Genomic DNA, 26,642 nt, shown 5'->3' with positions numbered 1-26,642 from the left:
CGGAATCGGCAAGAAGACCGGCAAGAAGAAGGGAGCGTCCCTGTGCGTAAGAGACGCACGGCGGCTGCCTGGTGCGCGGCACTGGCCTTCGCCCTGCTCGCGACCCCCGCGGTCGCGGCGGACGGTCCGGAAGGGCCCACCAGACCCGACCGCCCTGAGAAGCCGCGGCCACCGGCGGCGGCGAAGGCGACCGGCGGAGCGGGGGCCCCGTCGGCTACGGCGGGCACGGAGGCCGCCGCGAGCGAGGACGAGGGGCCGCCGACGGACGGCAAGTTCTACATCCAGAACGCCGACAGCGGCTACCACATGTCGGCGACCAACAACCCCGTCGCCACCCACCGCCCCAAGGGCGACGAGGACGAACAGCAATGGGAGTTCGCCCGGAACACCGACGGCACGTACAAGATCAAGAACCCGGACTGGGACGGGCAGTGCCTTGCCGAGCAGAGCGGCGACCAGCTCGGGGTCGAACCCTGTGGCAACGAGCAGACGGACTGGGAATTCCGGCACCAGAAGGGTGACCGGTACCGCATCCACGTGCCGGGTTCGGAGCGCAGGTTGCGGGGCGGGGAGGACAAGGACTCTCCGCTCTGGGTGGACACCGGCGATCCGACCACCGAGAAGCAGAACTGGTACGTCACGCCGATCAAGCCCCCGAAGGCACCGATGCCGTCGGATCCGACGCTCGACGACATGACGTTCCTGACGACGCACAACTCCATGCACAACACCGAGGATCAGTACGTCGGGCTGCCCTTTCCCAATCAGCCGCACGACATCACCACGCAGCTGAAGGCAGGAGCACGGGCGCTGATGCTGGACGCCCACTTCTCCGAGGGACGAGTGCGGATGTGCCACAAAATCGCCGTGGTGCACGGGTGCGGCGGTGACATCGAGGCGGCCAAGACGTTCGCCGATATCGCCGCGTTCATGGAACAGGACAAGGAAGCGATCATCACGATCTTCCTTGAGGACTACACCACCGCAGAGCAGCTCCAGGAGGAGCTGAAGGAGCAGCTCGGCGAGGGCAAGCCGCTCGCCGGGAAGGTCTTCCGCCCCGACGCGGAAGGTGTCACCGAAAAGGGCTGGCCGACAGTGCGGTCCATGGTGGAGTCCGGCAAGCGCCTGCTGCTCTTCACCGGCGACCGGGAGGCCCAGAAGAAGGAGTACGGCAAGAACAAGCTGGGCTTCATGTACCAGCCGGACTGGACCGTGGAGAACCACTGGTCCATGGGCGCTGGTCTCGGCAACTCCGACTGGAGCTGCTACAGCCGCTGGGGCCACCCGCTCACCCACGAGGACAAGAACTTCCGGCGCCTGTACGTGATGAACCACTTCCGGGACGCCCCGATGGATCCCACCTACCGCACCGACAACGAGAAGCTCCAGGACCGCGCCGAACGCTTCTGCACGCCGGCCGCGCGCAAGAAGCCGAACTTCCTCGCGGTCGACCAGTACAAGGACGGCGACCCCATGGCCGCCGTCAAGGCCCTGAACCAGTACACGTACCACGGCGACACCCCCGGCATGGGCGGCACGCCCGAGACCCCGCCCGCCACGGGCAGCGCCGGTGACCCCATGGACAACGCCACCGACGACCGCTCCGCCAAGCCCTCCACATCCGGCCCGCACGAGCGGTGCCGCCCCGAGGGGCTCGCCGCGACCAAGGGCGTCGACACCCCGTACTGCAGGGTGTACGGCGACGACGGGCGCGAGTGGCTCGGCGGCAACGGGCACGACAAGCGGGTCGTCGGCTACTTCACGGGCTGGCGTACCGGCGCCAAGGGCGACCCGCGCTATCTGGCGAAGAACATCCCCTGGTCGAAGGTGTCTCACGTCAACTACGCCTTCGCGAGCGTCGACGGCGGCGACCGGATCTCCGTCGGTGACACGGACGACCCGAAGAACCCGGCGACCGGAATGACCTGGCCGGGCGTGCGCGGGGCCGAGATGGACGACTCACTCCCGTACAAGGGCCACTTCAACCTCCTCAACCGCTACAAGAAGAAGCACCCGCAGGTGAAGACGTTGATCTCGGTCGGCGGCTGGGCCGAGACGAAGAACTTCTACACCATGGCCACCCACGCCGACGGCTCCGTCAATCAGGCGGGCATCGACACCTTCGCCGACTCGGTGACGGCCTTCCTCGACCGGTACGGCTTCGACGGCGTCGACATCGACTACGAGTACCCGACCGCGCTGCCCGACAGCGGCAACCCCGCCGACTGGGAGCTGTCCAACGGCCGCCGCAAGGGCCTCCAGGCCGGATACAACGCGCTGATGAAGACCCTGCGCGAGAAGCTGGACCGCGCGGGCGCCGACAAGGACCGCTACTACCTCCTCACCTCGGCGGGCTCCGCCTCCGGCTACCTGGTACGCGGCTACGACGCGGGCCAGGCCCTCCAGTACCAGGACTTCGTCAACGTCATGTCGTACGACCTGCACGGCTCCTGGAACAAGTACGTCGGCCCGCAGGCGCCGCTGTACGACGACGGCAGGGACGCCGAGCTGGCGGCCGCGAAGGTCTACGACGAGAAGGAGTTCGACAAGACCGGCTACTTCAACGTCGACTGGTCGTACCGCTACTACCGGGGCACGCTGCCGCCCGGCCGCATCAACCTCGGCGTCCCCTACTACACACGCGGCTGGCAGAACGTCTCCGGCGGCACGGACGGCCTGTGGGGCACCTCGTCGCTCCCCGACCAGGGCGCCTGCCAGCCCGGCACCGGCGAGAAGGGAGACTGCGGCCACGGCGCCGAGGGCATCGACAACGTCTGGCACGACCTCGGCACCCGGGGCGAGGAGGTCGCCTCCGGCTCCAACCCCCTGTGGCACGCCCGGAACCTCCAGGACGGCATCACCCCCGGCTACCTCCCCTCCTACGTCGACACCGACAAGGAGTCCGGCAAGCTCAAGGGCACGTACGCGGAGAAGTACGACGACACGCTCAAGGCGTCGTGGCTGTGGAACGCCGAGAAGAAGGTGTTCCTCTCCACGGAGAACGACGCCTCGATCGACGCCAAGGCGCGGTACGTGAAGGACAACGGCATCGGCGGCGTCATGCTGTGGGAGCTGGCGGGCGACTACACCAAGCGCGCAGGCGGCGAGTACGGCATGGGGTACGACGTCACCAGCCGCCTGGACGAGGCGCTGCACGGCTCCGGGGGCTACAAGACGGAACGTGCCGGTGACACTCCCCTGCCCGACGACGTCGTGGACGTCTCCGCCGAGTTCGTCGACTACCCGACGGCCGAGGGCGACCTGTGGCCGATCCAGCCGAAGCTGCGCGTCACCAACAACACGGAACGGACCCTCGGCACCGGCACGGAGATCTCCTTCGACCTGCCCACGTCCACGTCCCCGCTCCTCAAGGACGCCGGCGGGGCGGAGCTGAAGGACGCGGTGAAACCCGGCCGCTCCGGGCCCAACGTGGGCGGCCTGAAGGCCGACTTCCACCGCGTGACGCTGAAACTCGGCTTCTGCGAGGCCATCGCGCCCGGCAAGTCCCACGACATCGGCCTCAAGTACTACCTGCCGGTGACCGGCCCCGCGAACATCACCGTGTCGACCGGCGACCACACATACGGCTCCGTCCAGGACGACCGCAAGGGCGTGCGGACGGTCCAGCCGGACACCGGTGACGCCAAGGAGTGCGGCGCCCCGGAGTGGAAGCGGGGCTCCGCGCACGGCAAGACGGTCGGCCGGACCTTCGCGGCCTGGGACAAGGGCGACAAGGGCTGGCAGTTCGAGTACCAGGGCAACCTGATGGACCACCACCCCGGTGAGAACCGTGCCCACCTGGTGGAGCCGCAGCCCGGCAACCCCAACCAGCTCTGGACCCCGCGCAGCGCCGGGAACGGCTGGTACACCCTCACCAACGCCGGCAAGTGCCTGACCGCGACCGGCGCCCGCGAGGACATCAAGACCGCCAACTGCGGCTCCTCGGAAGCCCAGCGCTGGCACTTCGTCCCCATCGACCCGGCGACGGGGTCGGAGGGCTCCCCCTCCACGCCCGCCCACGGCAAGCTCTTCACCCTCCGCTCGGCCGGCGGCAAGGACGTCGAGGCCGCCTTCGGCGCCACGACTCCCAACACCCATCTGTGGAGCGGCAACGCCGCCGACCCGGCGACCGGCGCCTACGTCTCCTGGAAGGGGTCGTACTGGGCGGCGTCCTGGTACACGACCGTCGAACCGGGCACTTCGGAGCGGGACAGCCAGGGGAAGGAGGTGTTTCCCTGGCGGAAGTTGGGGCGGGTGAGCTGACGCTGCCCTGAGGTCCTGGGTTCCTGGGGCGTGAGCCCCGAAAGCCTGCCGGGTCGTCGGGATCAACCTGAGGACCGGCCGTGCATGGCGGAACGGCAGGACGAGTCCCGACCGGACCGTGGCGCCCGCGCCTGCTCCGCGGACGCCACGGTCCACCGCGTCGCGCTGCCCGACCGCGGGCCCCGAGGCCCCCGCCGCAAGTGATCAACGCTCCTGCGGCCCCACGGCGTCCGGTCCCGCGGCCGGGATCCGGCGGTGGACGTCGGCCAGCAGATTCCGCATCGACAGGCGGAAGATCTCCGCCTGGTGCTCGCCCAGGAACCCCGTGTGGCCGAACACCTCCAGGACGACGAGGCCCGTCATGTGCCCCCAGCCGCTCAGGAGGAGGGAGGTCGCCGCGGGCGGCAGGTCTCCCATGCCGTCCGGAGGCAGGTGGCCCAGGAACGCCTGGAGCGAGGGTGAGAGAGCGGGGGTGTCGGCCGCGGCGAGTTGCTCCCAGGTGAAGCCGTCGAACATCGCGGCCTGGAAGATCGCGCTCATGCGGCGCACCGCCTGGGTGGTGGGGCCGTCGGCGGGTGCGGCGTAGTCGCGCAGGGGTGCCCCGTAGAGGAGTTGGAATCTTTCGGGGTGGGCGATGGCCCAGCGGCGGTAGCCCTCGGCCGCCACGACGAGTCGCGGCACGTCCGCGCCGTCCCCGGCGGTGTCGACGGCCGTCTGCACGGCGTCGGCCACATCGTCGTACGCCTTGGTGATGAGCGCCGTGACGAGGGCGTCCCGGTTCGGGAAGTAGTGGTAGAGCGCCTGCACGGTCATGCCGAGGCTGCGGGCTATCGCGCGCAGGGACATTGCGTGCGGGCCGTGCTCGGCGATGTGGCGCTCGGCGGCTTCGAGGATCTCCTGGGTGGCGGCGGCTCGACGTCGCTGGCGCAGCGTGGGCGGGGCCGCCGCGGGGATGTCTGCGGACATGTGACGACCGTACGTCGGCGACGCTCGCAGGTCAGCAGATCAGTGCGAGGTGTGAGGAAAATCTAACACTGCCAAATTTTCCTTGTCCTCGCTAACGTCGTTTGCGGCGCGAGGGGTTCGACATCAGGCCATTCGCCGCCACTGACGGGGAGCCCGCGCGGGGCGTCCCGCTCCACCTCCCTCCCCACTCTGACCCGCTTCGGGTTTCTTAGTTGGCTTTTGTCAATTTTCGTCACTTCATGGCACGTATAGAAGGAGACCTCCCGTGTTTGACCGCCTGGCCGAACTGGCGATTCGCCGCTCCCGGCTGATCCTCGTCGTCGCCGTCGTGGCCGTGGCCCTCATGGGTGCCGTCGGCAGCGGCGCGTTCACCAAACTGAAGGGCGGCGGCTTCGACGACCCCGCTTCCGAGTCCACCCGGGCCGAGAAGGTCATCGAGGAGAAGTTCGGCGGCGAGACGAACCTGATCCTGGTGGTCCGTGCCGACAAGGGCCGTGTCGACACCCCGGCCGCCCGGGACGACGGCCGGGCTCTGGTGGCCGACCTCAAGAAGGAGAAGCACCTGGAGAACGTGGTGTCGTACTGGGACACCAAGAGCCCCACGCTCCGGTCCGAGGACGGTCGCGAAGCCATGGTGCTCGCCCATGTGAAGGGCGACGCCACGCAGTTCGAGAAGAACTCCAAGAGCGTCATCGACGACTACAGCGGTCCCTACGAAGGCGGGCTGGCCGTTCGCGCCGGGGGCGGGGCCGCGGTCAGCAGCGACATGTCGAGCCAGGTCGTCGACGATCTCCTCCTGGCCGAGGCCATCGCCATCCCGCTGACCCTCGTGCTGCTGCTGTTCGTCTTCGGCAGTGCGGTCGCGGCCCTGCTGCCGCTCGCCATCGCCATCTTCGCCATCGCGGGCTCGTTCGCCCAGCTCAGCATCCTCGGGGGCATCACCGATGTCTCCAACACCGCGACGAACCTCACCACGGCCCTGGGTCTCGGCCTGGCCATCGACTACGCCCTGTTGATGATCAGCCGTTTCCGGGAGCAGCTCGCGGCGGGCGCGAGCGTGGACGACGCCGTCCGCAGGACGGTGCACACGGCGGGCCGCACCGTCGCGTTCTCCGCGGCGACCGTGGCGGCCGCGCTCGCGGCGCTCCTGGTGTTCCCGCAGTACTTCCTGCGCTCGTTCGGCTACGCCGGGGTCGGTGTCGTCGCCATCGCGGCCCTCGGCACCCTGTTCGTGATGCCCGCGCTGCTCGCGGTCCTGGGGCACCGGGTCAACAGCGGGAAGCTGCCGTGGTCGAAGCCGGGACACACCGCCGAGCGGGCCCCGCTGTGGGGCAGGCTGGCCCGGACCGTCATGCGCCGGCCCGCGCTCACCGCGCTGCCCGTCCTCGCGGTCCTGCTGGTGGCGGCGAGCCCGCTCCTCGGCATCACCTTCGGCACGCCGGACGAGCGGGTGCTGCCCGAGGACGCGCAGAGCCGCCAGGTCTCCGCGACCCTGCGGGAGGACTTCGACGGCAACGACGACGCGGCCCTGCACATCGTCATCGACCGGCCCGTGGCCAAGGGCCCGCTGGCGTCGTACGCGACCGAGCTGTCCGGTCTCGACGGTGTCGCGCGCGTCGAGACCGGCGCGGGAACGTACGCCAAGGGGCAGGCCGAGGCGGACGGCCCCGTGAACGCCTCCCTCAGCCGTGCCGACGCGCAGCGGATCACCGTGGTGAGCGATCTGGCACCGAAGTCGGACGCGGCCCAGAGCCTCGTCAAGGACGTGCGGACGCTCGCCCCGCCCGCCGGTTCCGACCCCCTGGTGGGCGGCGTCGACGCCGAACTCGTCGACTCCAAGGACTCCATCGGCGGCCTGCTCCCGCTCGCCATCGTCCTGGTCGTGCTCACCACCTTCGTGCTGCTGTTCCTGTTCACCGGCAGCGTCGTGCAGCCGCTGCGGGCACTGGTCCTCAACACGCTCAGCCTGGGAGCGACCCTCGGCGTGATGACGTGGATCTTCCAGGACGGCAACCTCTCCGGCCTGCTCGGCTTCACCGCGCAGCCCATGGAGCTGGCGATGACCGTGCTGATGTTCTGCATCGCCTTCGGCCTCTCGATGGACTACGAGGTGTTCGTCACCAGCCGGATCAAGGAGCTCCACGACCAGGGCGCGGACAACGAGACCGCCGTGACCGACGGCCTCGGGCACACGGGCCGCATCGTCAGCGCGGCGGCCTGCCTGCTCGCGGTGAGCTTCCTCGCCTTCGGCACGGCCAAGCTGAGCTTCATGCAGATGTTCGGCCTGGGCAGCGGCCTCGCCATCCTCATCGACGCCGTCGCCGTACGCGGTGTGCTCGTCCCCGCCGCGATGCGGCTGCTCGGCCGCTCGGCCTGGTACGCGCCCGGCTTCCTGCGGGCGTTCCACGGACGGTACGGCCTCAGCGAGGCGAGCCCCGAGACCGTGCCCGTGCACGCGCCGTCGGCCGGGGCCGAGTCCGAGCGCGAGCCCGCGTCCGAGCTGACGGCGAAGTCGCCGTACGTACGGAACTAGGCGCGGCCCGCGGGGAGGTCAATGGGAGAGGTGGATGCCGAGAACAAACGGAATCCCTCTCTCCGACACCCCATTGCCCCTCCCTGGACTGCCCCACGCGTCCCACTCCCGCGTTCCAGGCACCTTGCATTCCTGCAGGTCAGATCCCTTTTTACCGTTCCAGTGTCCCGAACTGCCCTACTTTCCTGGCGGTTGGGGCGGATCACCCGACATGCTCGTTCCGTGCTCATCCGAGAGCTCCCCACGCCCCACCGGAATCGTTCCCGTGTGCGGCGCCGCGGGACGCCCGGTGGGCGAGCACGGCTCAGCAGTGACGACATGGGAGTTCGTAGATGCAACGCATGCGCGCACGTTTGATCGCCGCGCCGGTCGCGGCTGTCGCCCTGACCCTGACCGTCGGCGGCTTCCAGGCCGGCGCGGCGGGGTCGTCGGCCTCGGGCGGTGCGGGACAGTCCGGCAAGGCCGCCGCGGGCGCCGCGTGCCTGGCGGGTGCCACGACGCTGGTCGGCGATCTCGACGGTGACGGCCGCCCGGACAAGATCTCGAACCCCGGGCACACCGGCACCAAGATGACGGTCCAGTGGGGCACCGCGAGCGGCTCGTTCGGCGCGAAGAAGTCGGTCGGCAAGCTGCTCGGCGCGAAGCCGGGCGAGATCGCGTCCGCCGTTGTCGCCGACTTCCAGAAGGACGGCAAACTCGACATGGTCGTCAACATCGTCAAGCCGTCCGGCATCGACGACCCCAACAAGGCGCGCGTCGCCCAGTACCGCCCCGGACCGCTCAAGCGGACGAACCTGCGCTCCACGCAGGCCCGGCACTCCGACATCGGCGACCACGGCGAGGCCAAGCAGTTGCGCGTCGCCAACTACAACGACGACGCGTACCCGGACATCGCGATCCTCAACAACTCCGGTGACGGGTCCCTCGACCGGCAGGTGCGGCTGTCCAAGCGGAACAGCGGCCCCGGCAGTTACGTCTACGAGCAGCAGACGAAGTACGGCCAGGTCGGCACTCCGGCCGAGCCGCCGACCATGCCCACCAAGGGCTGGAAGCACTTCTACAAGGCCTGCTCCTGACCCCATGAACCCCGGGCGCCGCCGATCCCCCGTGTCGGCGGCGCCCGGCACCGCCGAAGCCTCAGCCGCAGAAGTGAGGAAGTCCCTTGTCCGCTTCGCTCCCGTCCGCGTCCGCCACATCCGACGCGTCCTCAGTGTCCCCCGTGTCCCTCGTTCCCTCCATACCTTCCGCGTCCTCCGCTCCCTCCGTGCCCAAGGCGCCCCGGGTCAAGGTCAGCGTCACCGCCCCCGACCCGATCAGCCGCGAGGGGGTCCTCAGCCAGCTGCGGCGCCACCCCGAGGTCGAGCTGTGCGACGACTCCGGCCCCGCCACCGTCGCGTTACTCGTCGAGGACGTCCTCGACGAGGCCGCGCTCACCCGGCTGCGGCGGACCGTGCGCAGCGAGGGCACGCGTGCCGTGCTCGTCGTCGGTACGGTCCGCGAGAACGAGCTTCTCGACGTCATCGAGTGCGGTGTGGGCGCCATCGTCTGGCGCCGCGAGGCCACCACGCACCGCCTGGTGCAGGCCGTGCTGACCACCGCCAAGGGCGGCGGCGACCTGCCGCCGGACCTCCTTGGCCGGCTCATCGGCCAGGTGGGGCGGCTGCACCGGGGCGGCGCCGACCAGCCGGGCACCACGCTGGGCCTCACGCCCCGCGAGGTGGACGTCCTGCGTCTGGTGGCCGAGGGCCTCGACACCTCCGAGATCGCGACGAAGCTGTCGTACTCCGAACGCACCGTCAAGAACGTGATGCACGGCCTCACGACCCGGCTCCACCTGCGCAACAGGTCGCACGCTGTGGCGTACGCGCTGCGGGAGGGCTACATCTGAGGGGTCGGGGCGGGTCCGCGGGGCGCCACGTCTCCGTGTACCCAGTGCACGAGGCCCTAATCCGTTGCTAAGGGCATTCCGATGGACCGGTGGTTCCCCGGGATGTTCGAGTGCCGGATCGTGACATCCAAGGGCAGCCTGGTGATCTATGCCTCAACGTAGACCGGGTGCTCGAACTTGGCGCTCAGTGGTGGCGGTCGCGAGCAAGACGCACGCCTGGAAGGCGCATGGCCGTCAGGCCCATCGGCAGACTCGGCGGCATCTGTGCTCGCGCCCGCCATCACGTCAACATCCGCCGCCTTGATCACTCGTTGGTGTTGGTGGTGCGAGCCCGCCGTGCGGCGACCTCTCACGACGCCCGAGCCGCTTGAGCTCCTGCTGAGACCGGGGCCCGTGGGGTGCGCTGGTGCCACGAACGGCTAGTGAGGTGTCTGCCGGTACTCGGCAACGGCGGGGCGGGGACCGCAACCTGCGCCCGTAGCCAGCGCTTTTGTCCCGGGCCTCGGACGAGCAGCCACACGGCGTCCTACCGATCGGCACCGAGCTGCTGCCCGAAGCCATCGACATCCGGCACGGGCAGTGCCTCCCGAACCGCCCGAGAAACACTGCTCCTCGTCATCGACAGAGCCACCGGCTCGCCGAACGGGGTCGCGGTCGACGACAGCAGCCGCCACGGGACCGTGACCCCGGGTGCCCTCGCGGTGGTCACGCAGCCAGACGAGCCGGATGTCGTAGGCGTTGACCGCCTGGATCGGATGCCACCTCCGCGCGGTGGATGGCATCCGACTGGCCGGGCGCCGGAACCTACGCGCTCTGGGTCAGCAGACCGGCGTCGATGACCTCGGCGATAAGGGTGGCGCCGCGGCTGTTCTGGTGGATGTGGTCGGTCGTGAGCACGAGACCTCGCCGCCGCGAGATCGTGTCGAGGCTGCGGCGCAGCACTGCGTGCTGGACGAGGACGCCGACGACCGCTGCGGGCGTCACCTCCCGGTATGAAATCGGCGGCGGGTCCGCTCGGCTCAGTTCCTCGATCTGGCGTTCGTGGAGCGGAAGGTAGGCCACCTCGTTGGTGGCGGCGACCTCGGCGATCATCCGGCTGTACGCCTGCGATGCCTGTGCCGCTGCCCCGTCGAGTTGTTGGCCGAGTACCGGTAGCGACAGCAGGCCGATCGTCGCGTCGGTCTCCGCTCGCAGCCGTGCGACGACGGCTCCCAGGCACTGTTGGAACCAGCCGGCCGACGGGCGATCGGGGAGCTGTTTGCGCTTCATGGCCTGCTCGACGGGGTAGCCGGCAAGGCTCGCTCGGGCGTCGTTGGTCCCGATCAACACGGTGATCACATCGGGTGGGTTCGTGACGACAGCATCGAGGCGCTGCAAGAGGTTGTAGGCGAAGTCGCCGTTGACGCCGAATCGGGCAAGCCGCATGTCACCGGGAGGGTGATGTCGTCCGAGAAGATCCAGGTAGTCGACGCTGAACTGCGCGCGGGTGAGGCTGTCGCCGAGGCACGCGATGCGTGTCGTCACGGCGCTTCCTCCGGGCTGGGCGTGCCGACGCGTTCGGTCGGGCGGGTGTCGGTCCGAGGACGGTGGTCGGTGCCGAGGGTCGCGGTGATGGCCAGGATGGACGTCGGCCCCTCCGTGTCGACCACGTGCCATACCCCGGCCGGGTTGATGGTGGCCTCGCCCGGCCCGAGTAGAACGTGGTCGGGCACCCCGTCCACGTCGCGGGTGACCGTCACAGACCCGCTGAGGCAAACGACCAGTTCGTCGCCTGCAGGGTGGCTCTCCCAATGGTCGCCGAGCCCGTCGCCGTCGAAGATCATCACCATCCGGCCCTCGGCGCCGTCTGCCGCGACCGCGGCGCTGTAGGCCTGGAGCACCTCCGGGTCCCAAGTGAAACCCTCGACGGGTTTCGCTCTCGATCCCAGTCCGAGGTGCACGGGGGTGGTCCGCAGGTCCATGGCATTGTGTTCGTGGTTGACGAGTCTCATGCCGACGATCGTCCACGACAGCGATCGGGCGGTCTTGAAGAAAAGGGAAGAGAAGCCGACGCGAAGGGCAGACGGTTGGCGGCTACCCGGCTCCGAGGAGGACTTCGCCGCGACGCCAGGCCGTCGGCGATCGGCCAGTGAACTCGCGCCAGTCCCGAACGAGATGGGCCTGGTCGGCGTAGCCGGAGACGGTGGCCACATCGCCCCACGGGAGCGGGTCCTGCGCCGCCGCCAGTTCGTGCGCGTGCTCGAAGCGCAAGACTCGGGCGAAGGTCTTCGGCGACAGGCCCACCTCACCGCGAAACCGCTCGGTGAGGTACCGACGGCTCCAGCCGAGTTCCGCGGCGACCGCACCAACCTGGACGCAACCCCGCGCGGCGACGAGGCGGCGCCACGCCTCGCCTACCTCGGGACGCACCCAGCGCGCATGGTCGCCGCAGGCGCCACGGCCGACAGCTCGGAGGAGCAATTCGTCCAGCGCGGTGAACCGCGCCGCCCATGTGGTCGCCGATCGGAGCCGGTCGACCAGCTCGACGGCAATCGCTCCGAGAAGCTCGTCAAGCGGGACCAGTCGGTGGGCGAGCTCGGCGGCGGGCATGCCGTAGATGGCCCGGGCCCCGAGCGGTGTCAGCGATACCTGAACACCTTGCTGGCGTCCGTCGTGGTGAATCGCGACGGACCGGCACATCAGACCGCCGGCCACGCTGCCGAATCGGGTGACCGGTGACCCGTCGTCAACGCCCGCCGCCACCTCCAAAGGGTCTGACAGGCTGATCACCGCAGTGAGCGCGCGGCTCGGCGGGCCGCAGTGCACCCCCGCCGGGAGCCCGCGGAGGTCGAAGCCGACATACGAGTCGACGTACTCCCGCAAGACGGGCGCCGGACGCGCACCGATCCCGGTGGCCGTGTGGTCCTCCATTTTCGTCAGTGTACGAGCCGCCCAGCCCAGAAAGATCACCGTCCAAGGACTGATCACCGCCGTTCGCGGCTGGTGACGCGGTTCTTACCGGCACCCCGTCACGCAGCGCCACCTGTCCGTTGGCCGTAGCTGTACGAGAACAGGGCCGGATCAGAGAGCAGTGGTACACATCGGGCCAGCATCTCCTCGGGATCGCTCAAATAGCGCCCGCCATGGAGGTCGAAGGCCAGCGCTACGTATCCCAGCCCGGCGAGAGCATCGGCCCGGCGGCGCTCGACGTCGCTGAGCCCCATGCCCTCCGGTCCGAGCAGCACCGCGGCCCGACGGTCGCCACCGGCCGGGAGCGCGAGGTGCCCGACCATCGTCAGACCGTCCGCCGGGTACTCGACCGCACGCGTCGAAATCGCCGTCATGAGGCCGGACGACCCCCGCCACGTCCGGGCGAACTCCCGTACGGGCCACACCTCCCGCGTCGACCGTGACTCGCCGTGCTCGGCGAGGTCGACCGCGAGGACACGGTGGTCGTCGGGCAGGTGGCCGGTCACCGCGTCGAAGTCGTGCGACGGGTCCGGTCGACTCGATCGGCATCGACGGGTGGGGGGTCCACTACGGCCTGCTCGACGCCGACGGTCACCTGCTCGTCCAGCCCGTCCACCACCGCGACGCCCGCACCGAAGGCGTCAAGCGCACCGCGTGGGCGAGGATTCCCGCCGAGCGGCTGTACACCGCGACCGGCATCCAGCACTCACCCATCAACACCCTCTACCAGCTCCTGGCCGCCCAGTGCACGGCCCAACTCACCGCCGCCAGACGCCTGCAGCTTGCCGGTCGTCGCGGGACCGGCCGAGGCTGCGGCCTTCGGCGAACACCCGCGTGCCCACCTTGAGGTGGCGCAGGGCGGCCGTGCCGTCGCCCGCGGTCTTCGCGGTGAGCCCGAGGTGGGTGCCGTCGGGGGCCACCGACCGGGCCAGGCTTTGGGGCCGGTCCGGCATGGCGGCGGTCCTGTGGCGCGCGGCGTGGGGATGCGGAGGGCCTGACCAGGCAGAAGAGAGCGTGGACGCATCCAGCCCGCACCCGGCCCGAGGCCGGGCGGCCCCGGCTCGGGCCGTACCGTCGCCGCCGAACCAGGCGTCATCTGCATCGCGCTCGGCGCCGTCCTCACGGTCATGCTCGCGCAGGGTTCCTGGCAGTGGTTCGCCACGTACATCGGCGTGACGCTGCTCGCGGCGCTCTTCTCCCTGTACCGGCTGCCGACGTGGCAACCCGGCCTCCGATCCGCGTACGTGGCGAACCTGACGGCGTATTCGCTGGTCGTCGGCCTGTGCGCGGTGATCGCTCTGGCCCCGATGCTGCAGCGCTGGTCGTGGCTCTTCCCCATGCCGGGCACGCGCGACAGCTGTCCCGCGCTGGGCGCCTACGAGAGCGCCCGGACGGAGGCGGCGCTTGTGGACCTGGCCCACCGCGACGCCGCCGCCCCGGCCCGCGCGCGGGACGTCCACAGCGACACCGCCGTCGCGGACTGCCTGTCGGCCACGACGACCCTGTGGCTGCCGGTCTACGCGGCCGGGCGGCCGTCGTCGTGGCGCTGACCGCGTGGTCCGTCGACCGGGTCCGGGGCGCGGAACAAAGTGGCCGGGCACGCCCAGGGCCTGCTCGCCCTCCCCCCGGGGCTCCTGCCGGGCGGCTGTTCGGACCCGGCGTGAGGGGCTGTGCCCACCCGACCCGATCGGGCACAGGATGTCGGGTCGGGCCAGGTGCCTGCCGCCTAGCGTGGTGATCACGAAAGAGGAAGGGGACCGGGGTGCTGGAGCGTCTCAACCAGAGCCTGGAGTACATCGAGGGGCGTCTCGACCAGGACGTCGACGTGGCCGAGGTGGCGCGGATCGCGGCCACCTCGGAATACCACCTGCGCCGGATGTTCTCCGCGCTCGCGGGCATGCCGCTGTCGGAGTACGTACGCCGCCGTCGGCTCACGGTCGCGGGCGGCGAGGTGCTCGCGGGGCATGCGTCCCTGCTGGATGTCGCGGTGCGCTACGGCTACGGCTCGGGCGAGGCCTTCGCCCGAGCGTTCCGCGCCATGCACGGGGTCGGTCCCGGCGAGGCCCGGCGTACCGGAGCGGCGCTCGTCTCCCAGCCCCGGCTGACCTTCCGCCTCACCGTCGAAGGGAGCAGCAGCATGCGTTATCGCGTCGTGGACAAGCCGGACTTCAGCGTCGTCGGCCTCAAGACCCGGGTGCCACTGGTGCACACGGGGCCGAACCAGGCGATCATCGACTTCGTCCGCGGGATCGCCCCGGGGACCCTGGAGCGCCTGGAGAAGCTGTCGGACCAGGAGCCGCGAGGCGTCGTCGCGGTCTGCGACGACCTGGACCCGAGTCGCGCCGAAGGCACCGAACTCGACTACTACCAGGGGGTGATCACGTCCGCGGCCGCCCCCGAAGGCACCACGGTCCTGCCGGTCCCCGCCGGGACCTGGGCGGTCTTCACCACCAGCGGACCCGCGCCGGAGGCCATCCAGGAGCTGTGGCGGGACGTGTTCACCCAGTGGTTCCCGTCCAACCCCTACCGCGGCCGCCCCGGCCCCGAGATCCTGCGCACCCGCATGTCCCCGGACAGGGCCGAGGCCGACGCGGAGCTGTGGCTCCCGGTGGAGCGGGAACAGGGCTGAACCAGGCCCACGTCGGCGGTCCGCCCCGAGCCCTGCGAACGGCCACGGGACGGGCCGCCGACGTGGGCTGTTGTCGGCTCAACTACTCTCGGCGCGGACGACGTTCACACCGTGATCCGGCCGACCGCGGCCGCATCGCCTCTCGGGGAGACGCCCACGTATGAATACGCCACCATCGCCTCAAGGAGCGCGGCGCGCTGACGACTCAGCGGTCCGGATCGGCGCTCTCGTTCCGCTGACGCGGCCCGGCTGGGTCGGGGCGGGTCAGCACTTGCTCGCCGGGCTCGAGTTGGCCGTACGAGAAGTCAATGACGCCGGTGGGATCGCCGGAACGCCGCTGGAGCTGGTGGTGCGGGACACCGCGGCCGATCCGCAGCGGGCCGAGGCGGCCGTGGACGAACTGGCCGGCCTGGGTGTGGCCGCGCTGGCGGGGGAATACCACAGCGTCGTCGCGCGCACCGCCGCTGCCCGGGCCGACGCCCTCGGCCTGCCGTTCCTCTGCTCGTCGGGGGTGCTCGACGCGCTCACCGAAGAGCCGACGGACTGGGTCGCGCGCCTGGCCCCGGCGCAGTCCCACGGCTGGCGGATCTACGCGGACTTCCTGCTCGGCGCGGGCCACAGCCGTATCGCCGTTGCGGCGGATCCGAGTGTGTACTGGGCGTCCGGGACCCGCATCCTGCGGGACCACCTCGCTCCTCGCGGCGGCACGGTCGTCGCGCTCGACACGCGCACTCTCTCCCCCGCGGCGTTGTGCGACGAACTCGTCGCCACGGGCGCGACAGCCCTCCTCCTGCTCGTCGGCCACCCGGATCCGGCGGTGCCGATCGTCAAGGCCGTCCGTCACGACCCGCGTCTCGCCGACCTGTTGATCGGCGCTCCGGCCGGGCAGCCGGAGCTCGCCGACTGGGCGGCGTCGCTGGGCGCGGACGGCGCCGCGGTCCCGTTCCTGCGCTACCTGCCCGAGCGCCTCACCCCGCTCGGCACACGCGTGGAGGCGGCCCTCCGCGAGCGGCTGGCCGGGGCGCCGTCCTTCGTCGCCTTCGAGGGGTACGACACGATCACCGTCCTCGCCGAAGTGCTGCGCTCGCACGGGGCGGACCGGTCGCGCGTCGCCGCGTCCTGGCCGCGCGTCGCCGTCGAAGGCACCCGCGGCCAGATCCGGTTCTCCCGCACGCCGGGCATCGGCGTGTGGCAGTGGGCCTGGCCGCCGGTCCAGGTCGTCGACCGGGACCCGGCGCGGCCCGACCGCTATCGGGTCCTGCACGTCGGCTGAGCGGGGCGCGGCACACGGACCGTTTCGGGTGGCGTGACGTTACGGTCGTCGTCATGACTGACCATTCACTGCGTTCTGTCTCCATCGAGCGGTCCGGGCCGGGCCAGTTCACCGCGACCAATGCCCGCGGGGGCACGATCAGCTTCGGCACCGGCTCCGGGACCGACTTCACACCGGTCGAGCTCTTCCTCGCCGCGATCGGCGGCTGCACCGCGGCCGACGTGGAGGTAGCCACGAGCCGTCACACGGATCCGACCGCCTTCTCCGTCACCGTGACCGGCCACAAGGTCGAGGAGGAGAGCGGCAACCGGATGTCGGACCTCGAAGTCGCCTTCACCGTCACGTTCCCGGACGGGCCGTCGGGGGACCGCGCCCGCGCGATCCTCCCCCGCGCCGTGAAGACCTCGCACGACCGGCTCTGCACGGTCAGCCGCACCATCGAGGCGGGCACACCGGTCCGCGCGACCGTGTCCGACGCGGCGGACGGCGCCTGACCCCCACGCGAATGTTATGGGTACATGACAGTAGGCGCGGGGAGCACGGGGCTCTACGGTGCTGGGCGAACGCAAGCGACGGGCAGCGACGGCTGCACCGCTCCCGTCGCTTGCGGCACCCCCCACACACGCTCGCTTCGAGAAGAGGTTCTCGTGAGCCGCAGAGTCTTTGCCCGCCTGCTGACGGCCTGCCTCGCCCTGGCCCTGAGTTCGGGCACCGTGGCCGCCTCCGGCCCCGCCTCGGCCGATCCTTCCGCGGACACCGGGCAGAGCCGTGCACCCGACCCCTACTGCTACGACGAGCCGTCGCAGCCGACCGCCGACCTCAGCGACCTCAAGGCGTCCTTCAACTCCTCGAACTGGATGCGGACCCTCCAGGCCATGTACAAGCGGCGCTGGCCCAGCGGCGAGGCACTGGCGATCGCCCAGGCCAACGACAAGTACTGGGACCAGTTCGTGGACAAGCGGAGCTTCGACGGGTTCGCCGAGTCGATGATGGTGGCGGTCCACGAGGAGACCCACATGTGGGACCTCGACCCGTCCCGGACCCGGTGGGACGTTCACAGCGCGGCGTGGATCAACGCCGGCCAGCAGGCGCTGACGGTGCCCCTGCACGGCGGCTTCCCCCGCAAGGAGATCCTGCCGCTGATCAAGGACAGGCTCAGCTCGTCGATGGACGACATCTACCTGCGGGACCAGACGCAGGGCTCGTACCGCCTCCAGGGGGTCCTCGCGGAGCAGAACGCCGGGCTCACCGGACTGCCCGCGGTGACGGTGCTCCAGGAGTTCATCAAGGGCGTCGGCGCCGGCAACGCCCGGGACATCGCCGCCACCAACCTCCGTTACCTGCTGCTCTACCTGCGCGTCGCCAAGGACAAGCACCCCGACTACTGGGCCAGGATCAAGGCCGAGCCGAAGCTGCGCGACCTGGTCCTGACCCAGTTCCTGCGGACGGCGTACTGGCTGGAGAAGTCCGCGCCCTACACCGGCAAGCTGGGCAGCAAGGACGCCGACAAGATCACCGCGACGAACTACGCCCCGGAGAACATCGCCGTCCTGGAGGAGTTCACCGGCCGCAAGGTACGCCTGGACTCACAGAAGCACTGCACTGTGGCGCCCCGTCAGGCTTCCGCGCCCTCAAAGGCCGGGAGGCCGACTACAGGTCAGCGGCGATGATCTTCTCGATGTTGCGTTCGGCGAGCGCCGTGATGGTGACGAACGGGTTGACGCTCGTGTTGCCGGGGATCAGGGCGCCGTCGATGACGTACAGACCCGGATGTCCGTGCAGGCGACCGTAGTTGTCGGTGGCCTTGCCGAGGACCGCGCCGCCGAGGGGATGGTACGTGAGGTGGTCTCCCCAGATCTTGTACGTGCCGAAGAGGTCGGTGCGGTAGATCGTCCCCTCCTTGGCGTTGATCTTGTCGAAGATCGTCTTGGCGGCGTCGATCGACGGCTGCTTCCAGGCGGTCTGCCAGTCGAGTTCGGCCCGGCCCGCCGCCGCGTTCCAGGTGAACTGGGCGCGGTGCGGGTTCTTGGTGATCGACAGATAGAACGAGGCGTACGTCTCGATCCCGGTCGGCAGCGGCGCCACCTCGGCGAACGCGCCGCCCGCGGCCCAGTTGTCGATGCCCGCGGTGGGGATGGCCGACTGGAGGCTGCCGGTGGGGTCCCACAGGTGGTTGGCGCGCCCGCACATGACGTTGCCGTTGTCGCCCCAGCCCTTGCCGACCTCGCCGTTGAGGTGCGGCAGCGCGCCGGTGGCCCGTAGTTTCACCAGGAGCTTGCTGGTGCCGACGCTGCCCGCGGCGAAGAAGACCCTGTCGGCGGTCATGGCCTTGGTGGCGACGGTGTCGCCGGTGGTGTTGATCTGGTCGACCGTCACCGTGTAGCCGCCCCCGGCCGCCGGGGTCACCGAAGTGACCTTGTGCAGCGGGGAGATGGTGACGCGGCCGGTCGCCCGCGCGCGGGCGAGGTAGGTCTGCTGCAGGGACTTCTTGCCGTGGTTGTTGCCGTAGAGGATCTCCCCCGCGAGCGCCGACTTGGGGACGGTGCCCGCGGCCTCGCGCTTCATGTAGTCCCAGTCGTACACATCGGGCACGAACACGAAGGGGAAGCCGGAGCGCTGGGCGTGCTTGCGGCCGACGCGGGCGTACTTGTAGCACTCGGCCGTCTCGAACCACTCCGGGTCGATGACGTTCACGCCGAGGCCCGCGTTGGCGCGCGGGTAGTAGGTGTCGTACATCTCCCCCGCGCTCACCGAGGGCAGGACCGCGGCGAAGTTCTCGCGCTTCGGCGTGACCGCCATGCCGCCGTTGACGAGGGAACCGCCACCCACACCGCGGCCCTGGTAGACGGTGATGCCGCCGAACTCCTCGGCGTCCAGGATGCCGGTGTGGCGCGGGACGTCCCTGTCGATGGGGAAGCCGAGGAAATTGCTCAGCGGCTGCTTGGTCTTGGTGCGCAGCCAGTAGGAACGGGCGTCCGGGCTCGTGGTGTTGGCGAAGATCTTGCCGTCGGACCCCGGGGTGTCCCAGGCCATGCCCATCTCCAGCATGTGCACGTCGACGCCCGCTTCGGCGAGCCGCAGGGCGGCGACGGAGCCGCCGTATCCGGTGCCGATCACCAGGACGGGGACGTTGGCGCCGTCGACGGCGCGAGCCACAGGCGCCTGCGCGGCGAGCGCGGCGACGCCCAGAATAGAACTCGTTCCAGCAAGAAATCTTCGACGCGACAGGCCATCAGACACCTTGCCACGTAAGGGTGTACCGCTCATGTGATCTTCCTCACTTCTGACTGAATTCGAAACGAGTTCTACTGCCGCCCGCATGGGAAGTCACGGCATACCTAAAAGTAACCCCTGTCCGATCTTGCACCGTCTGCACTCAGCCGCCGTGGCCGACGACGGCGGTGACCCTGATCTCGACCCGCATCAACGTCGTCAAGCGGTTCGAGAAGCGTGGCTGGATGGAACGGTCACCCGACCCAGACGACGGCCGCTACACCATCGCCGCCCTCACCGACGCCGGGTACGACGTGGTCGCCGCCGCCCCCACCCATGTCCGCTCGGTCCGACAACTCGTGCTCGACCAGCCCACCGCAGCCAACCAGCAGGCGCTCGCCCGGATCGCCGAGAAGCCGCGGGTGCGCCCGGCCGACCTGACGTAGGGCGTCACCGCGCCGCGGGCCGTCCGGAACGGGCACGGCGCAGGGCGACGACGAGCGCGGCCCCGGCCGCGACGATCAGGCCCACTGAGACGGGGTGGATGTCCTTCGACAGGCTCTGCGCGCCGTCCGGCCGCACCAGCCAGATCGTGAGCGGGATCGCGAAGGAGACGGCCAGGAGGGCTGCGGCGGCGCGGACCGCTCGGTCGCGGACGCGGGCGAAGGCGCCGACCAAGGCGATGACGACCGGCACGCCCGAGATCAGGGCGAACTGGCCCAGGACCATGATCGGGACCGCCCAGGCGGAGATGGTCACCGCCCGCGGGATGCCGTGTGCCGTCACTGCGGGTGACGCGGCGGGCGTGGAGGTGGGGGCGGGCGTGGAGGTGGAGGCTGACATGACGTTCCCCTCGTGTGCGCGTGGCCGGGCGTGCGGAGTCGGATGCGCGCACCAGGAGCGCAGATCAGGACCGCGGATGAGAGGTGCGCGGCGCATCGCGTCACACCGTGCCGCCCAGACGATTAGTAGCTTTGTCGTTCGTTATAAGTTCTAACTCCCGCGACGAGCTCTCGTCAATAGCTCCAGTGATAGCCTCTAACTAATTCTTGAGTGCATTGCAGCGGTGTGGGGCGAAAGAGGTGGCTGGGCCATGGCGGACACGGACACGAAGACCCCGCGCGAGCGGTACCGCGCGCAGGTGCGGACCGAGATCAAGGACCACGCGTGGGAGCAGATCGCCTCGGCGGGCGCGTCCGCGCTCTCCCTCAACGCGATCGCCAAGCAGATGGGGATGAGCGGGCCGGCGCTGTACCGGTACTACGCCAACCGCGACGAGCTGATCACCGAACTCATCAGGGACGGCTACCGCAGCCTCGCCGACACCTTCCACACGGCCGCCGCCTCCGGAGCCGGCCTCGCCGCGCTCGCGCACGCCCTGCGCCGCTGGGCGCTGGCCGACCCCCAGCGGTACTTCCTCCTCTACGGCACACCCGTCCCCGGCTACCACGCGCCCGGCGACACCACCGCGATCTCGACGGAGATCATGGCGACGCTGCTCGACGCCTGCGCCGCGCTCCCCTCACCTCCGCCGTCCCCGCCGTCCCCGCCGTCGGAGCAACCCTCGTATCCCCACGCGGAACAGCCCGCGAACAGTCCGGCGACCGCGTTCACAGCCCACCTCGCGGACCACCGCCAGTGGGCGGGCGACCATCCCGCCCCGCCCGCGGTCCTCCACCGGGCTCTGGCCTTCTGGACCCGGCTGCACGGCGTCCTGTCCCTGGAACTCGCCGGGCACTTCACGGGAATGAGCTTCGACGCCGAACAGCTCTACGCGGCCGAGCTCGACAGCCTGCTCGTCGGCGGTGGCGGACCGCCCACCGGGCACTGAAACCCTCCTGAAACCGCGCTGAATGCGGCCTGCCGCACCGTCTGCGGCATGACGACAACGACATCCCGACCACTCGCCATCGCGGCCAAGGGGCTGCGCAAGGCATACGGGGACAAGACGGTCCTCGACGGCATCGACCTGGCGGTGCCGACCGGCACCGTCTTCGCCCTGCTCGGCCCGAACGGCGCCGGCAAGACCACCGCCGTCAAGATCCTCTCCACCCTCATCACGGCGGACGCCGGTGACCTGCGGGTCAGTGGCCACGACCTGGCCGTCGAGCCGCAGGCGGTGCGGGCCGCCATCGGCGTCACCGGGCAGTTCTCCGCCGTCGACGGGCTGATCACCGGCGAGGAGAACATGCTCCTCGTCGCGGACCTGCACCACCTCTCCCCCCGCGAGGGCCGCCGTACCACCGCCGCGCTCCTTGAGCGCTTCGACCTGGTGGCGGCCGCGAAGAAACCCGCCGCCACCTACTCGGGCGGCATGCGGCGCCGACTCGACATCGCCATGACACTGGTCGGGGACCCGCGCATCATCTTCCTCGACGAGCCGACGACCGGCCTCGACCCGCGCAGCCGCCACACCATGTGGGGCATCGTCCGCGAGCTGGTCGCCGGTGGCGTCACCGTCTTCCTCACCACCCAGTACCTGGAGGAGGCCGACGAACTCGCCGACCGCATCGCGGTGTTGAACGACGGCAGGATCGCCGCCGAGGGCAGCGCCGACGAACTGAAGCGGCTCATCCCGGGCGGGCATGTGCGGCTGCGCTTCGCCGACCGGTCCGCGTACCGGTCCGCCGCCGTCGCCCTGCGCGAGGTCACCGCGGACGACGAGGCGCTGACGCTGCGGATCCCCAGCGACGGCAGCCAGCGCGAGCTGCGTTCCCTCCTCGACTGGCTGGACTCCGCCGACATCGAGGCGGATCAGCTGACCGTGCACACCCCCGACCTCGACGACGTGTTCTTCGCCCTGACCGGCGGCGGCGACCAGCCCGCGGAGGCGGTCCGATGAGCTCCCTCTCCCCCGCCGTGCGCGACTCGTACACGATGCTGCGCCGCAACCTGCTGCACGCGCGGCGCTATCCGTCGCTCACCCTGAACGTGCTGCTGATGCCGATCGTCCTGCTGCTGCTCTTCGTCTACATCTTCGGTGACGTGATGAGCGCGGGCATGGGTGACGGCGGCGCCGACCGCGCCGAGTACATCGCCTATCTCGTCCCCGGCATCCTGCTGATGACCATCGGCGGCGCCCCGGCCGGGACGGCGGTGTCCGTCGCCATGGATATGACCGAGGGCATCATCGCCCGCTTCCGGACCATGGCGATCCATCGCGGCTCCGTGCTCATCGGGCACGTGGTCGGCAGTGTGCTGCGGGCGATCATCAGTGTGGTCCTCGTGGGCGCGGTCGCCGTGGCCGTGGGCTTCCGGTCCACGGACGCCACGTTCCTGGAGTGGCTTGCGGCGCTCGGGCTGCTCGCACTGGTCGCCACGGCGTTCACCTGGATCGCGGTGGGGATGGGGCTGGCCAGCCCGAACGTGGAGGCGGCCAGCAACAACGCGCTGCCGCTGATGATCCTGCCGTTCCTCTCCAGTGCCTTCGTCCCGGTCGACGCGATGCCCGGCTGGTTCCAGCCGGTCGCCGAGTACCAGCCGTTCACGCCCGCCATCGAGACCCTGCGCGGACTGCTGCTCGGCAGCGAGATCGGCGACGACGGGTGGATCACGATCGTCTGGTGCCTCGGTCTGGGCACGCTGGGCTACTTCTGGTCGACGTCGCTGTTCCACCGCGACCCCCGATGAGCGAGCGGGCCGCGTCCCGCAACTCGTCACGCCCCAGGGCGGCGTACTCCGACACCGCGTCGGCGTAGGCCGCCCTGTCGGTGTCCTCGGCCGCCCGCCGGGCGCGGGCGGCCGACATGGTCGGCTGGAACTCGCGCAGGACCCGCAGGCGTTCGGCGAGCGCGATCATCCGTACAGCCGCACGACCGGCACCGCCGGACCCCAGACCGGCCACGCCCAGCGCGTGCAGCACCGTCCCGTACACCGGCAGTTCCATGGGCGTGCGCGGCGGGCCGGCGAGCAGCGTCCGCAGTCGTCCGCGCAGCCGGTCGACGGGCTCCGCGACCTGTTCGATCCGGTCGGCGTACGCGTGCGCCGTCACCGCGGCCGCCTGGATCTGCAGCGCCCACGGGTCGATCCAGGGATCGGCGTGGTACATGGACCCGGCGTGGGACAGCCGCTCCATCGCGCCGCGCCAGAGTTCGAGCCCGCTCTCCGTCCGCCCCCGTGCGAGCGCGATCTCGGCGCGCACGCCGATGTCGGGGCTGTAGAAGGTGTCCTGCTGCGCCACGGTGCCGTCCACCTGCCGCAGCCAGTGCTCCGCCTCTTCGAAGTCGCCGCGCTGCACGCAGGCGAGGGCGAGGCCGGAGCGGATGCCGATGTAGTCGCGCTCGTCGCCGAGTTGCGGCAGCACCTCCAGGGCGGCCTTCAAGTTGCCGTACGCGGCCTCTCCCTGCCCCGTCTTCAGGCACAGCTCGCTCAGCCGGGAGTGGCTCACGACCCACACGGTCGGATTGTCGACCGACGCCAGCGCGGCGATCATCCGGCGCGCCGAGGCGAGCGCGCGGTCGATGTCGTGCTGGTACTCCCAGACGTATGTGGCGACGCACTCGGCGATGCCCGCGACCAGCGGCCGCTCGCTGGCACAGAGCCCGCGCAGCACGGCGTAGTCGGGAGGCCGCATCTCGGGGACCGCGCTCAGCACCACGGCGGTGGCGCGCAGCAGCGTGTCCGGCGGGGCCGGGGGGAGCCGCCGCAGAGTGACGAGCTGGCGCAGGACGTGCGAGCCGTTGAAGAGGCTCCCCGTGCACAACACCGCCGCGGCGCGGGCGACTTCGACGTACGCGGGTTCGGGGTGGTAGTGCGACAGGGGCGGGCCGGTGTCGGCGGCGAGCGCGGCGAGGCGCGGGTAGTTGGAGTCGGTGGACCACAGGGCGGCGAGGACGGCGGTGACGGCGGCCGTGGTGGGGCCGTCGGCGCGGGCGAGGGCGTGCCGCAGCGCCGCCACGAGGTTGTCCTGCTCGGCCTTGACGCGCTCCCAGGTGGCCAGGGGCTCCGGGCCGAGGAGCACGTCGTGGTGGGCGACGCCGAAGTCCCGCGCCCAGGCGAGGAACCGGCCGACGGCCTCCTCTTCGCCGCCCGCCGGGGTCAACTCCCCGCGCCTCGCCGCGAGTCCACCACCCGCCACCGCGGCCTCCCGGCCCGCCACCGCGCCTTCCCGGCCCTCTTTCGTGGCCTCCCCGCCCGCCCCCGCGCGCCCCCGCCCCGCCTCCGCACGCCCCCGGCCCACCCCCGTGGCCTCCCCGCCCACCTCCACCAGCCGCGCCGCCCCGAACTCCCGTACGGTCTCCAGCATCCGGAACCGCACGCCGACCGGCGTGTCGGCGACCGTGAGCAGCGACTGGTCCGCCAACTGTTCCAGGAGCGGCAGCGCGTCCTCGCCAAGGACCTGTTCGGCCGCGTCCCCGCTGAAGCCGCCGGGGAAGACGGACAGCGTGCGCAGCGCGGCCCTGGCGTCCCGCGCGAGCAGGTTCCAGCTCCACTCGACGACGGCGTGCAGGGTGCGGTGCCGCTCCGGCGCGTCCCGGGCCCCGCCGCGCAGTAGCGCGAACCGGTCGCCGAGGCGGCGGGCGATGTCCGGCACGGACAGCACCCGGACCCGCGCGGCAGCCAACTCCACGGCGAGCGGCAGCCCGTCGAGGTGGCGGCACAGCTCGGCCACCGCGTCCGGCGGCAGCAGCACGCCGGGCCGGGCGGCACGGGCCCGCTGGGTGAACAGCTCGACGGAGGTGTCGAGGCCGAGTTCCGGCAGGGCGTACACCGCTTCCGACGTGAGGTCGAGCGGGGCTCTGCTGGTGGCGAGCACGGTGAGATCCCGCGAGGAGGAGACCAGGGCGTGCACGAGGTCGGCGGCGCCGCGGATGACGTGTTCGCAGTTGTCGAGGACCAGCAGGGCAGGTCCGGTTCCGAGCACACCGAGGATGCCGGTCACGGGGTCGACCGGGGTGGGGCCGGGCACGCCGCCGTGCCGGCCCTCGCCCGCGCCGAGCGCGGCGGCCACCTCCGCGGCGACGTCCTGGTCGGCGGTGACACCGGCGAGCGGCACGAAGTACAGCACGCGCTGCTCGGCCCGGCGGCTGACGGCGTGCGCCAGCCGGGTCTTGCCGAGCCCGCCGGGGCCGACGACGGTGACGGCCCGGGAGGCGCGCAGCAGCCGCTCGACCTGCGCGATGTCCTCGTCCCTGCCGAGGAGTTGGTTCGGCTCGTGCGGCACGCCGTGCCTGACCGCCGGTGCCTCCCCACGCAGCAGCTCCCGCTGCACGGCCTTGAGCCCGGCGCCCGGATCCGCGCCGAGGTCGTCGCGCAGTTCACGGCGGTACGTCTCGTAGCGTGTCAGCGCGGCGGCCGGGCCCGCCGTCGCCGCCGTGCCGCGCAGCAGTTCGGCGAGCACCTCCTCGTCGCGGGGCTGCGCGGCGGCGGCCGCGGCCAGCGGTCCGGCCGCCTCCGTGTGGCGGCCGAGGCGGGCGAGCGCGAGGGCACGGGCACGGACGAGCGCGTCGCGGACGGGGGCGCGCTCGGCGCGCAGCGCGGCCACGGGGTCGGCGGTGTCGCCTGGGTCGCCGGGGTCGCCCCCGGCGTCCGGGGTGCCCGGCCAGAGCGCGAGCCCGGCCTCGGCGGCGGCGAGGGATCCGGCGTGGTCCCCGGCCCTGGCCCGGTCCGCGCTCGCGGCGGCGTGCTGCGGCAGGGCGGAGCTGTCGACCTGGTCCTCGGTGAGGGCGAGCCGGTAGCCGGTCGGGGTGCTCGCGATGGTGTCGGCGCCGAGTTGGGCCCGCGCCCTGGACACGAGGACCTGCACCGCCTTCCCCGGCCGCTCCGGGCGCTCGTCCGGCCACAGCCCCGCCACCAGGCGTTCGGTGCTGCGGCCGGTGCGCAGGTCTCCCGCGAGCAGCGCGAGGAGGCCCCGGATGCGGGGCGCGGTGACCTCCTGCCCGCGATGGGCGACACGCGACAGCAGGGTCAGGTCAGTGCTCATCCGTGC

At 71.0% G+C, this 26,642-nt stretch carries 21 protein-coding genes and 1 pseudogene; 13 read left to right on the top strand and 9 right to left on the bottom strand.

Translation table 11 applies throughout. The features are described from left to right. Positions 1–42: 42 nt before the first annotated feature. The gene (locus tag ACZ6BG_RS19050; protein WP_469002599.1) at positions 43–4,263 is read left to right on the top strand and encodes a glycosyl hydrolase family 18 protein; all 4,221 of its coding nucleotides are present in this window, start codon (positions 43–45) and stop codon (positions 4,261–4,263) included. Positions 4,264–4,467: 204 nt separating this feature from the next. On the opposite strand, the gene ACZ6BG_RS19045 is transcribed toward ACZ6BG_RS19050, so the two are convergent. Next, the gene (locus ACZ6BG_RS19045) at positions 4,468–5,229 is read right to left on the bottom strand and encodes a TetR/AcrR family transcriptional regulator (protein ID WP_469002596.1); all 762 of its coding nucleotides are present in this window, start codon (positions 5,227–5,229) and stop codon (positions 4,468–4,470) included. Between the two features lie 265 nt (positions 5,230–5,494). On the opposite strand from ACZ6BG_RS19045, the gene ACZ6BG_RS19040 reads away from it, so the two are divergent. The 3 genes from ACZ6BG_RS19040 (at position 5,495) to ACZ6BG_RS19030 (ending at position 9,650) form a co-directional block, all read left to right on the top strand. After that, positions 5,495–7,762, top strand: coding sequence for an MMPL family transporter (locus tag ACZ6BG_RS19040; RefSeq protein ID WP_469002592.1), 2,268 nt, complete (start codon positions 5,495–5,497; stop codon positions 7,760–7,762). A gap of 341 nt (positions 7,763–8,103) precedes the next feature. Further along, positions 8,104–8,838: an FG-GAP repeat domain-containing protein gene (locus ACZ6BG_RS19035; RefSeq protein ID WP_469002590.1), complete on the top strand. Its 735-nt coding sequence runs from the start codon at positions 8,104–8,106 to the stop codon at positions 8,836–8,838. A gap of 188 nt (positions 8,839–9,026) precedes the next feature. Further along, on the top strand, positions 9,027–9,650 hold the full coding sequence (locus ACZ6BG_RS19030; protein ID WP_469002588.1) for a helix-turn-helix transcriptional regulator: 624 nt from the start codon (positions 9,027–9,029) through the stop codon (positions 9,648–9,650). A gap of 804 nt (positions 9,651–10,454) precedes the next feature. Here ACZ6BG_RS19030 and ACZ6BG_RS19025 read toward each other — a convergent pair. The 5 genes and pseudogenes from ACZ6BG_RS19025 to ACZ6BG_RS19005 all read right to left on the bottom strand — a co-directional run bounded on the left by ACZ6BG_RS19025 (position 10,455) and on the right by ACZ6BG_RS19005 (position 13,552). After that, entirely contained in the window at positions 10,455–11,174 is a 720-nt protein-coding gene (locus tag ACZ6BG_RS19025) for an SGNH/GDSL hydrolase family protein (RefSeq protein ID WP_469002586.1), read from the bottom strand. Then, on the bottom strand, positions 11,171–11,641 hold the full coding sequence (locus tag ACZ6BG_RS19020; protein WP_469002583.1) for a cupin domain-containing protein: 471 nt from the start codon (positions 11,639–11,641) through the stop codon (positions 11,171–11,173). The genes ACZ6BG_RS19025 and ACZ6BG_RS19020 overlap by 4 nt, the downstream gene beginning before the upstream one ends. Positions 11,642–11,723: 82 nt before the next feature. Further along, positions 11,724–12,560 carry an AraC family transcriptional regulator gene (locus ACZ6BG_RS19015; protein ID WP_469002581.1) on the bottom strand — a complete coding sequence of 279 codons (837 nt, stop codon included), beginning with the start codon at positions 12,558–12,560 and terminating at the stop codon, positions 11,724–11,726. A 146-nt stretch (positions 12,561–12,706) separates the two neighbouring features. Next, positions 12,707–12,973: pseudogene (locus ACZ6BG_RS19010) on the bottom strand (dienelactone hydrolase family protein); the annotation flags it as partial. A gap of 384 nt (positions 12,974–13,357) precedes the next feature. Beyond that, positions 13,358–13,552 (bottom strand): hypothetical protein, encoded by a 195-nt coding sequence (locus tag ACZ6BG_RS19005; RefSeq protein ID WP_469003045.1) that lies wholly within the window; start codon positions 13,550–13,552, stop codon positions 13,358–13,360. 174 nt (positions 13,553–13,726) lie between these two features. Here ACZ6BG_RS19005 and ACZ6BG_RS19000 point away from each other — a divergent pair, with 174 nt between their 5' ends. The 5 genes from ACZ6BG_RS19000 to ACZ6BG_RS18980 all read left to right on the top strand — a co-directional run bounded on the left by ACZ6BG_RS19000 (position 13,727) and on the right by ACZ6BG_RS18980 (position 18,171). Continuing rightward, positions 13,727–14,149 carry a hypothetical protein gene (locus ACZ6BG_RS19000; RefSeq protein ID WP_469002579.1) on the top strand — a complete coding sequence of 141 codons (423 nt, stop codon included), beginning with the start codon at positions 13,727–13,729 and terminating at the stop codon, positions 14,147–14,149. Positions 14,150–14,361: 212 nt separating this feature from the next. After that, on the top strand, positions 14,362–15,228 hold the full coding sequence (locus ACZ6BG_RS18995) for an AraC family transcriptional regulator (RefSeq protein WP_469002577.1): 867 nt from the start codon (positions 14,362–14,364) through the stop codon (positions 15,226–15,228). 160 nt (positions 15,229–15,388) lie between these two features. Then, positions 15,389–16,501: an ABC transporter substrate-binding protein gene (locus tag ACZ6BG_RS18990; RefSeq protein ID WP_469002574.1), complete on the top strand. Its 1,113-nt coding sequence runs from the start codon at positions 15,389–15,391 to the stop codon at positions 16,499–16,501. A gap of 53 nt (positions 16,502–16,554) precedes the next feature. After that, the gene (locus ACZ6BG_RS18985; RefSeq protein ID WP_469002571.1) at positions 16,555–16,995 is read left to right on the top strand and encodes an OsmC family protein; all 441 of its coding nucleotides are present in this window, start codon (positions 16,555–16,557) and stop codon (positions 16,993–16,995) included. Between the two features lie 153 nt (positions 16,996–17,148). Then, positions 17,149–18,171, top strand: coding sequence for a hypothetical protein (locus ACZ6BG_RS18980; RefSeq protein WP_469002569.1), 1,023 nt, complete (start codon positions 17,149–17,151; stop codon positions 18,169–18,171). Here the strand turns inward: ACZ6BG_RS18980 and ACZ6BG_RS18975 are convergent. Continuing rightward, a complete protein-coding gene (locus ACZ6BG_RS18975) occupies positions 18,152–19,768 on the bottom strand; it encodes a GMC oxidoreductase (RefSeq protein ID WP_469002567.1) in 1,617 nt (538 codons plus the stop codon). The genes ACZ6BG_RS18980 and ACZ6BG_RS18975 overlap by 20 nt on opposite strands. 134 nt (positions 19,769–19,902) lie before the next feature. On the opposite strand from ACZ6BG_RS18975, the gene ACZ6BG_RS18970 reads away from it, so the two are divergent. Continuing rightward, positions 19,903–20,160: a MarR family winged helix-turn-helix transcriptional regulator gene (locus ACZ6BG_RS18970; protein WP_469002565.1), complete on the top strand. Its 258-nt coding sequence runs from the start codon at positions 19,903–19,905 to the stop codon at positions 20,158–20,160. Between the two features lie 4 nt (positions 20,161–20,164). Here the strand turns inward: ACZ6BG_RS18970 and ACZ6BG_RS18965 are convergent, their stop codons facing one another. Further along, positions 20,165–20,557: a hypothetical protein gene (locus tag ACZ6BG_RS18965; RefSeq protein WP_469002563.1), complete on the bottom strand. Its 393-nt coding sequence runs from the start codon at positions 20,555–20,557 to the stop codon at positions 20,165–20,167. Positions 20,558–20,807: 250 nt separating this feature from the next. On the opposite strand from ACZ6BG_RS18965, the gene ACZ6BG_RS18960 reads away from it, so the two are divergent. The 3 genes from ACZ6BG_RS18960 to ACZ6BG_RS18950 are packed head-to-tail and all read left to right on the top strand — an operon-like array spanning position 20,808 to position 23,344. Beyond that, positions 20,808–21,545 carry a TetR/AcrR family transcriptional regulator gene (locus tag ACZ6BG_RS18960; protein WP_469002560.1) on the top strand — a complete coding sequence of 246 codons (738 nt, stop codon included), beginning with the start codon at positions 20,808–20,810 and terminating at the stop codon, positions 21,543–21,545. A 48-nt stretch (positions 21,546–21,593) separates the two neighbouring features. Then, complete coding sequence (locus tag ACZ6BG_RS18955) at positions 21,594–22,556, top strand: ATP-binding cassette domain-containing protein (protein ID WP_469002558.1); 963 nt, start codon at positions 21,594–21,596, stop codon at positions 22,554–22,556. After that, positions 22,553–23,344: an ABC transporter permease gene (locus tag ACZ6BG_RS18950; protein WP_469002555.1), complete on the top strand. Its 792-nt coding sequence runs from the start codon at positions 22,553–22,555 to the stop codon at positions 23,342–23,344. Before ACZ6BG_RS18955 ends, ACZ6BG_RS18950 begins: the two co-directional genes overlap by 4 nt. On the opposite strand, the gene ACZ6BG_RS18945 is transcribed toward ACZ6BG_RS18950, so the two are convergent. Next, positions 23,265–26,636, bottom strand: coding sequence for an ATP-binding protein (locus tag ACZ6BG_RS18945; protein ID WP_469002553.1), 3,372 nt, complete (start codon positions 26,634–26,636; stop codon positions 23,265–23,267). The genes ACZ6BG_RS18950 and ACZ6BG_RS18945 overlap by 80 nt on opposite strands. Positions 26,637–26,642: the final 6 nt, after the last annotated feature.

Source organism: Streptomyces sp. NPDC041205, from assembly GCF_055591765.1.
This window is presented reverse-complemented; position numbering and strand designations above follow the sequence as displayed.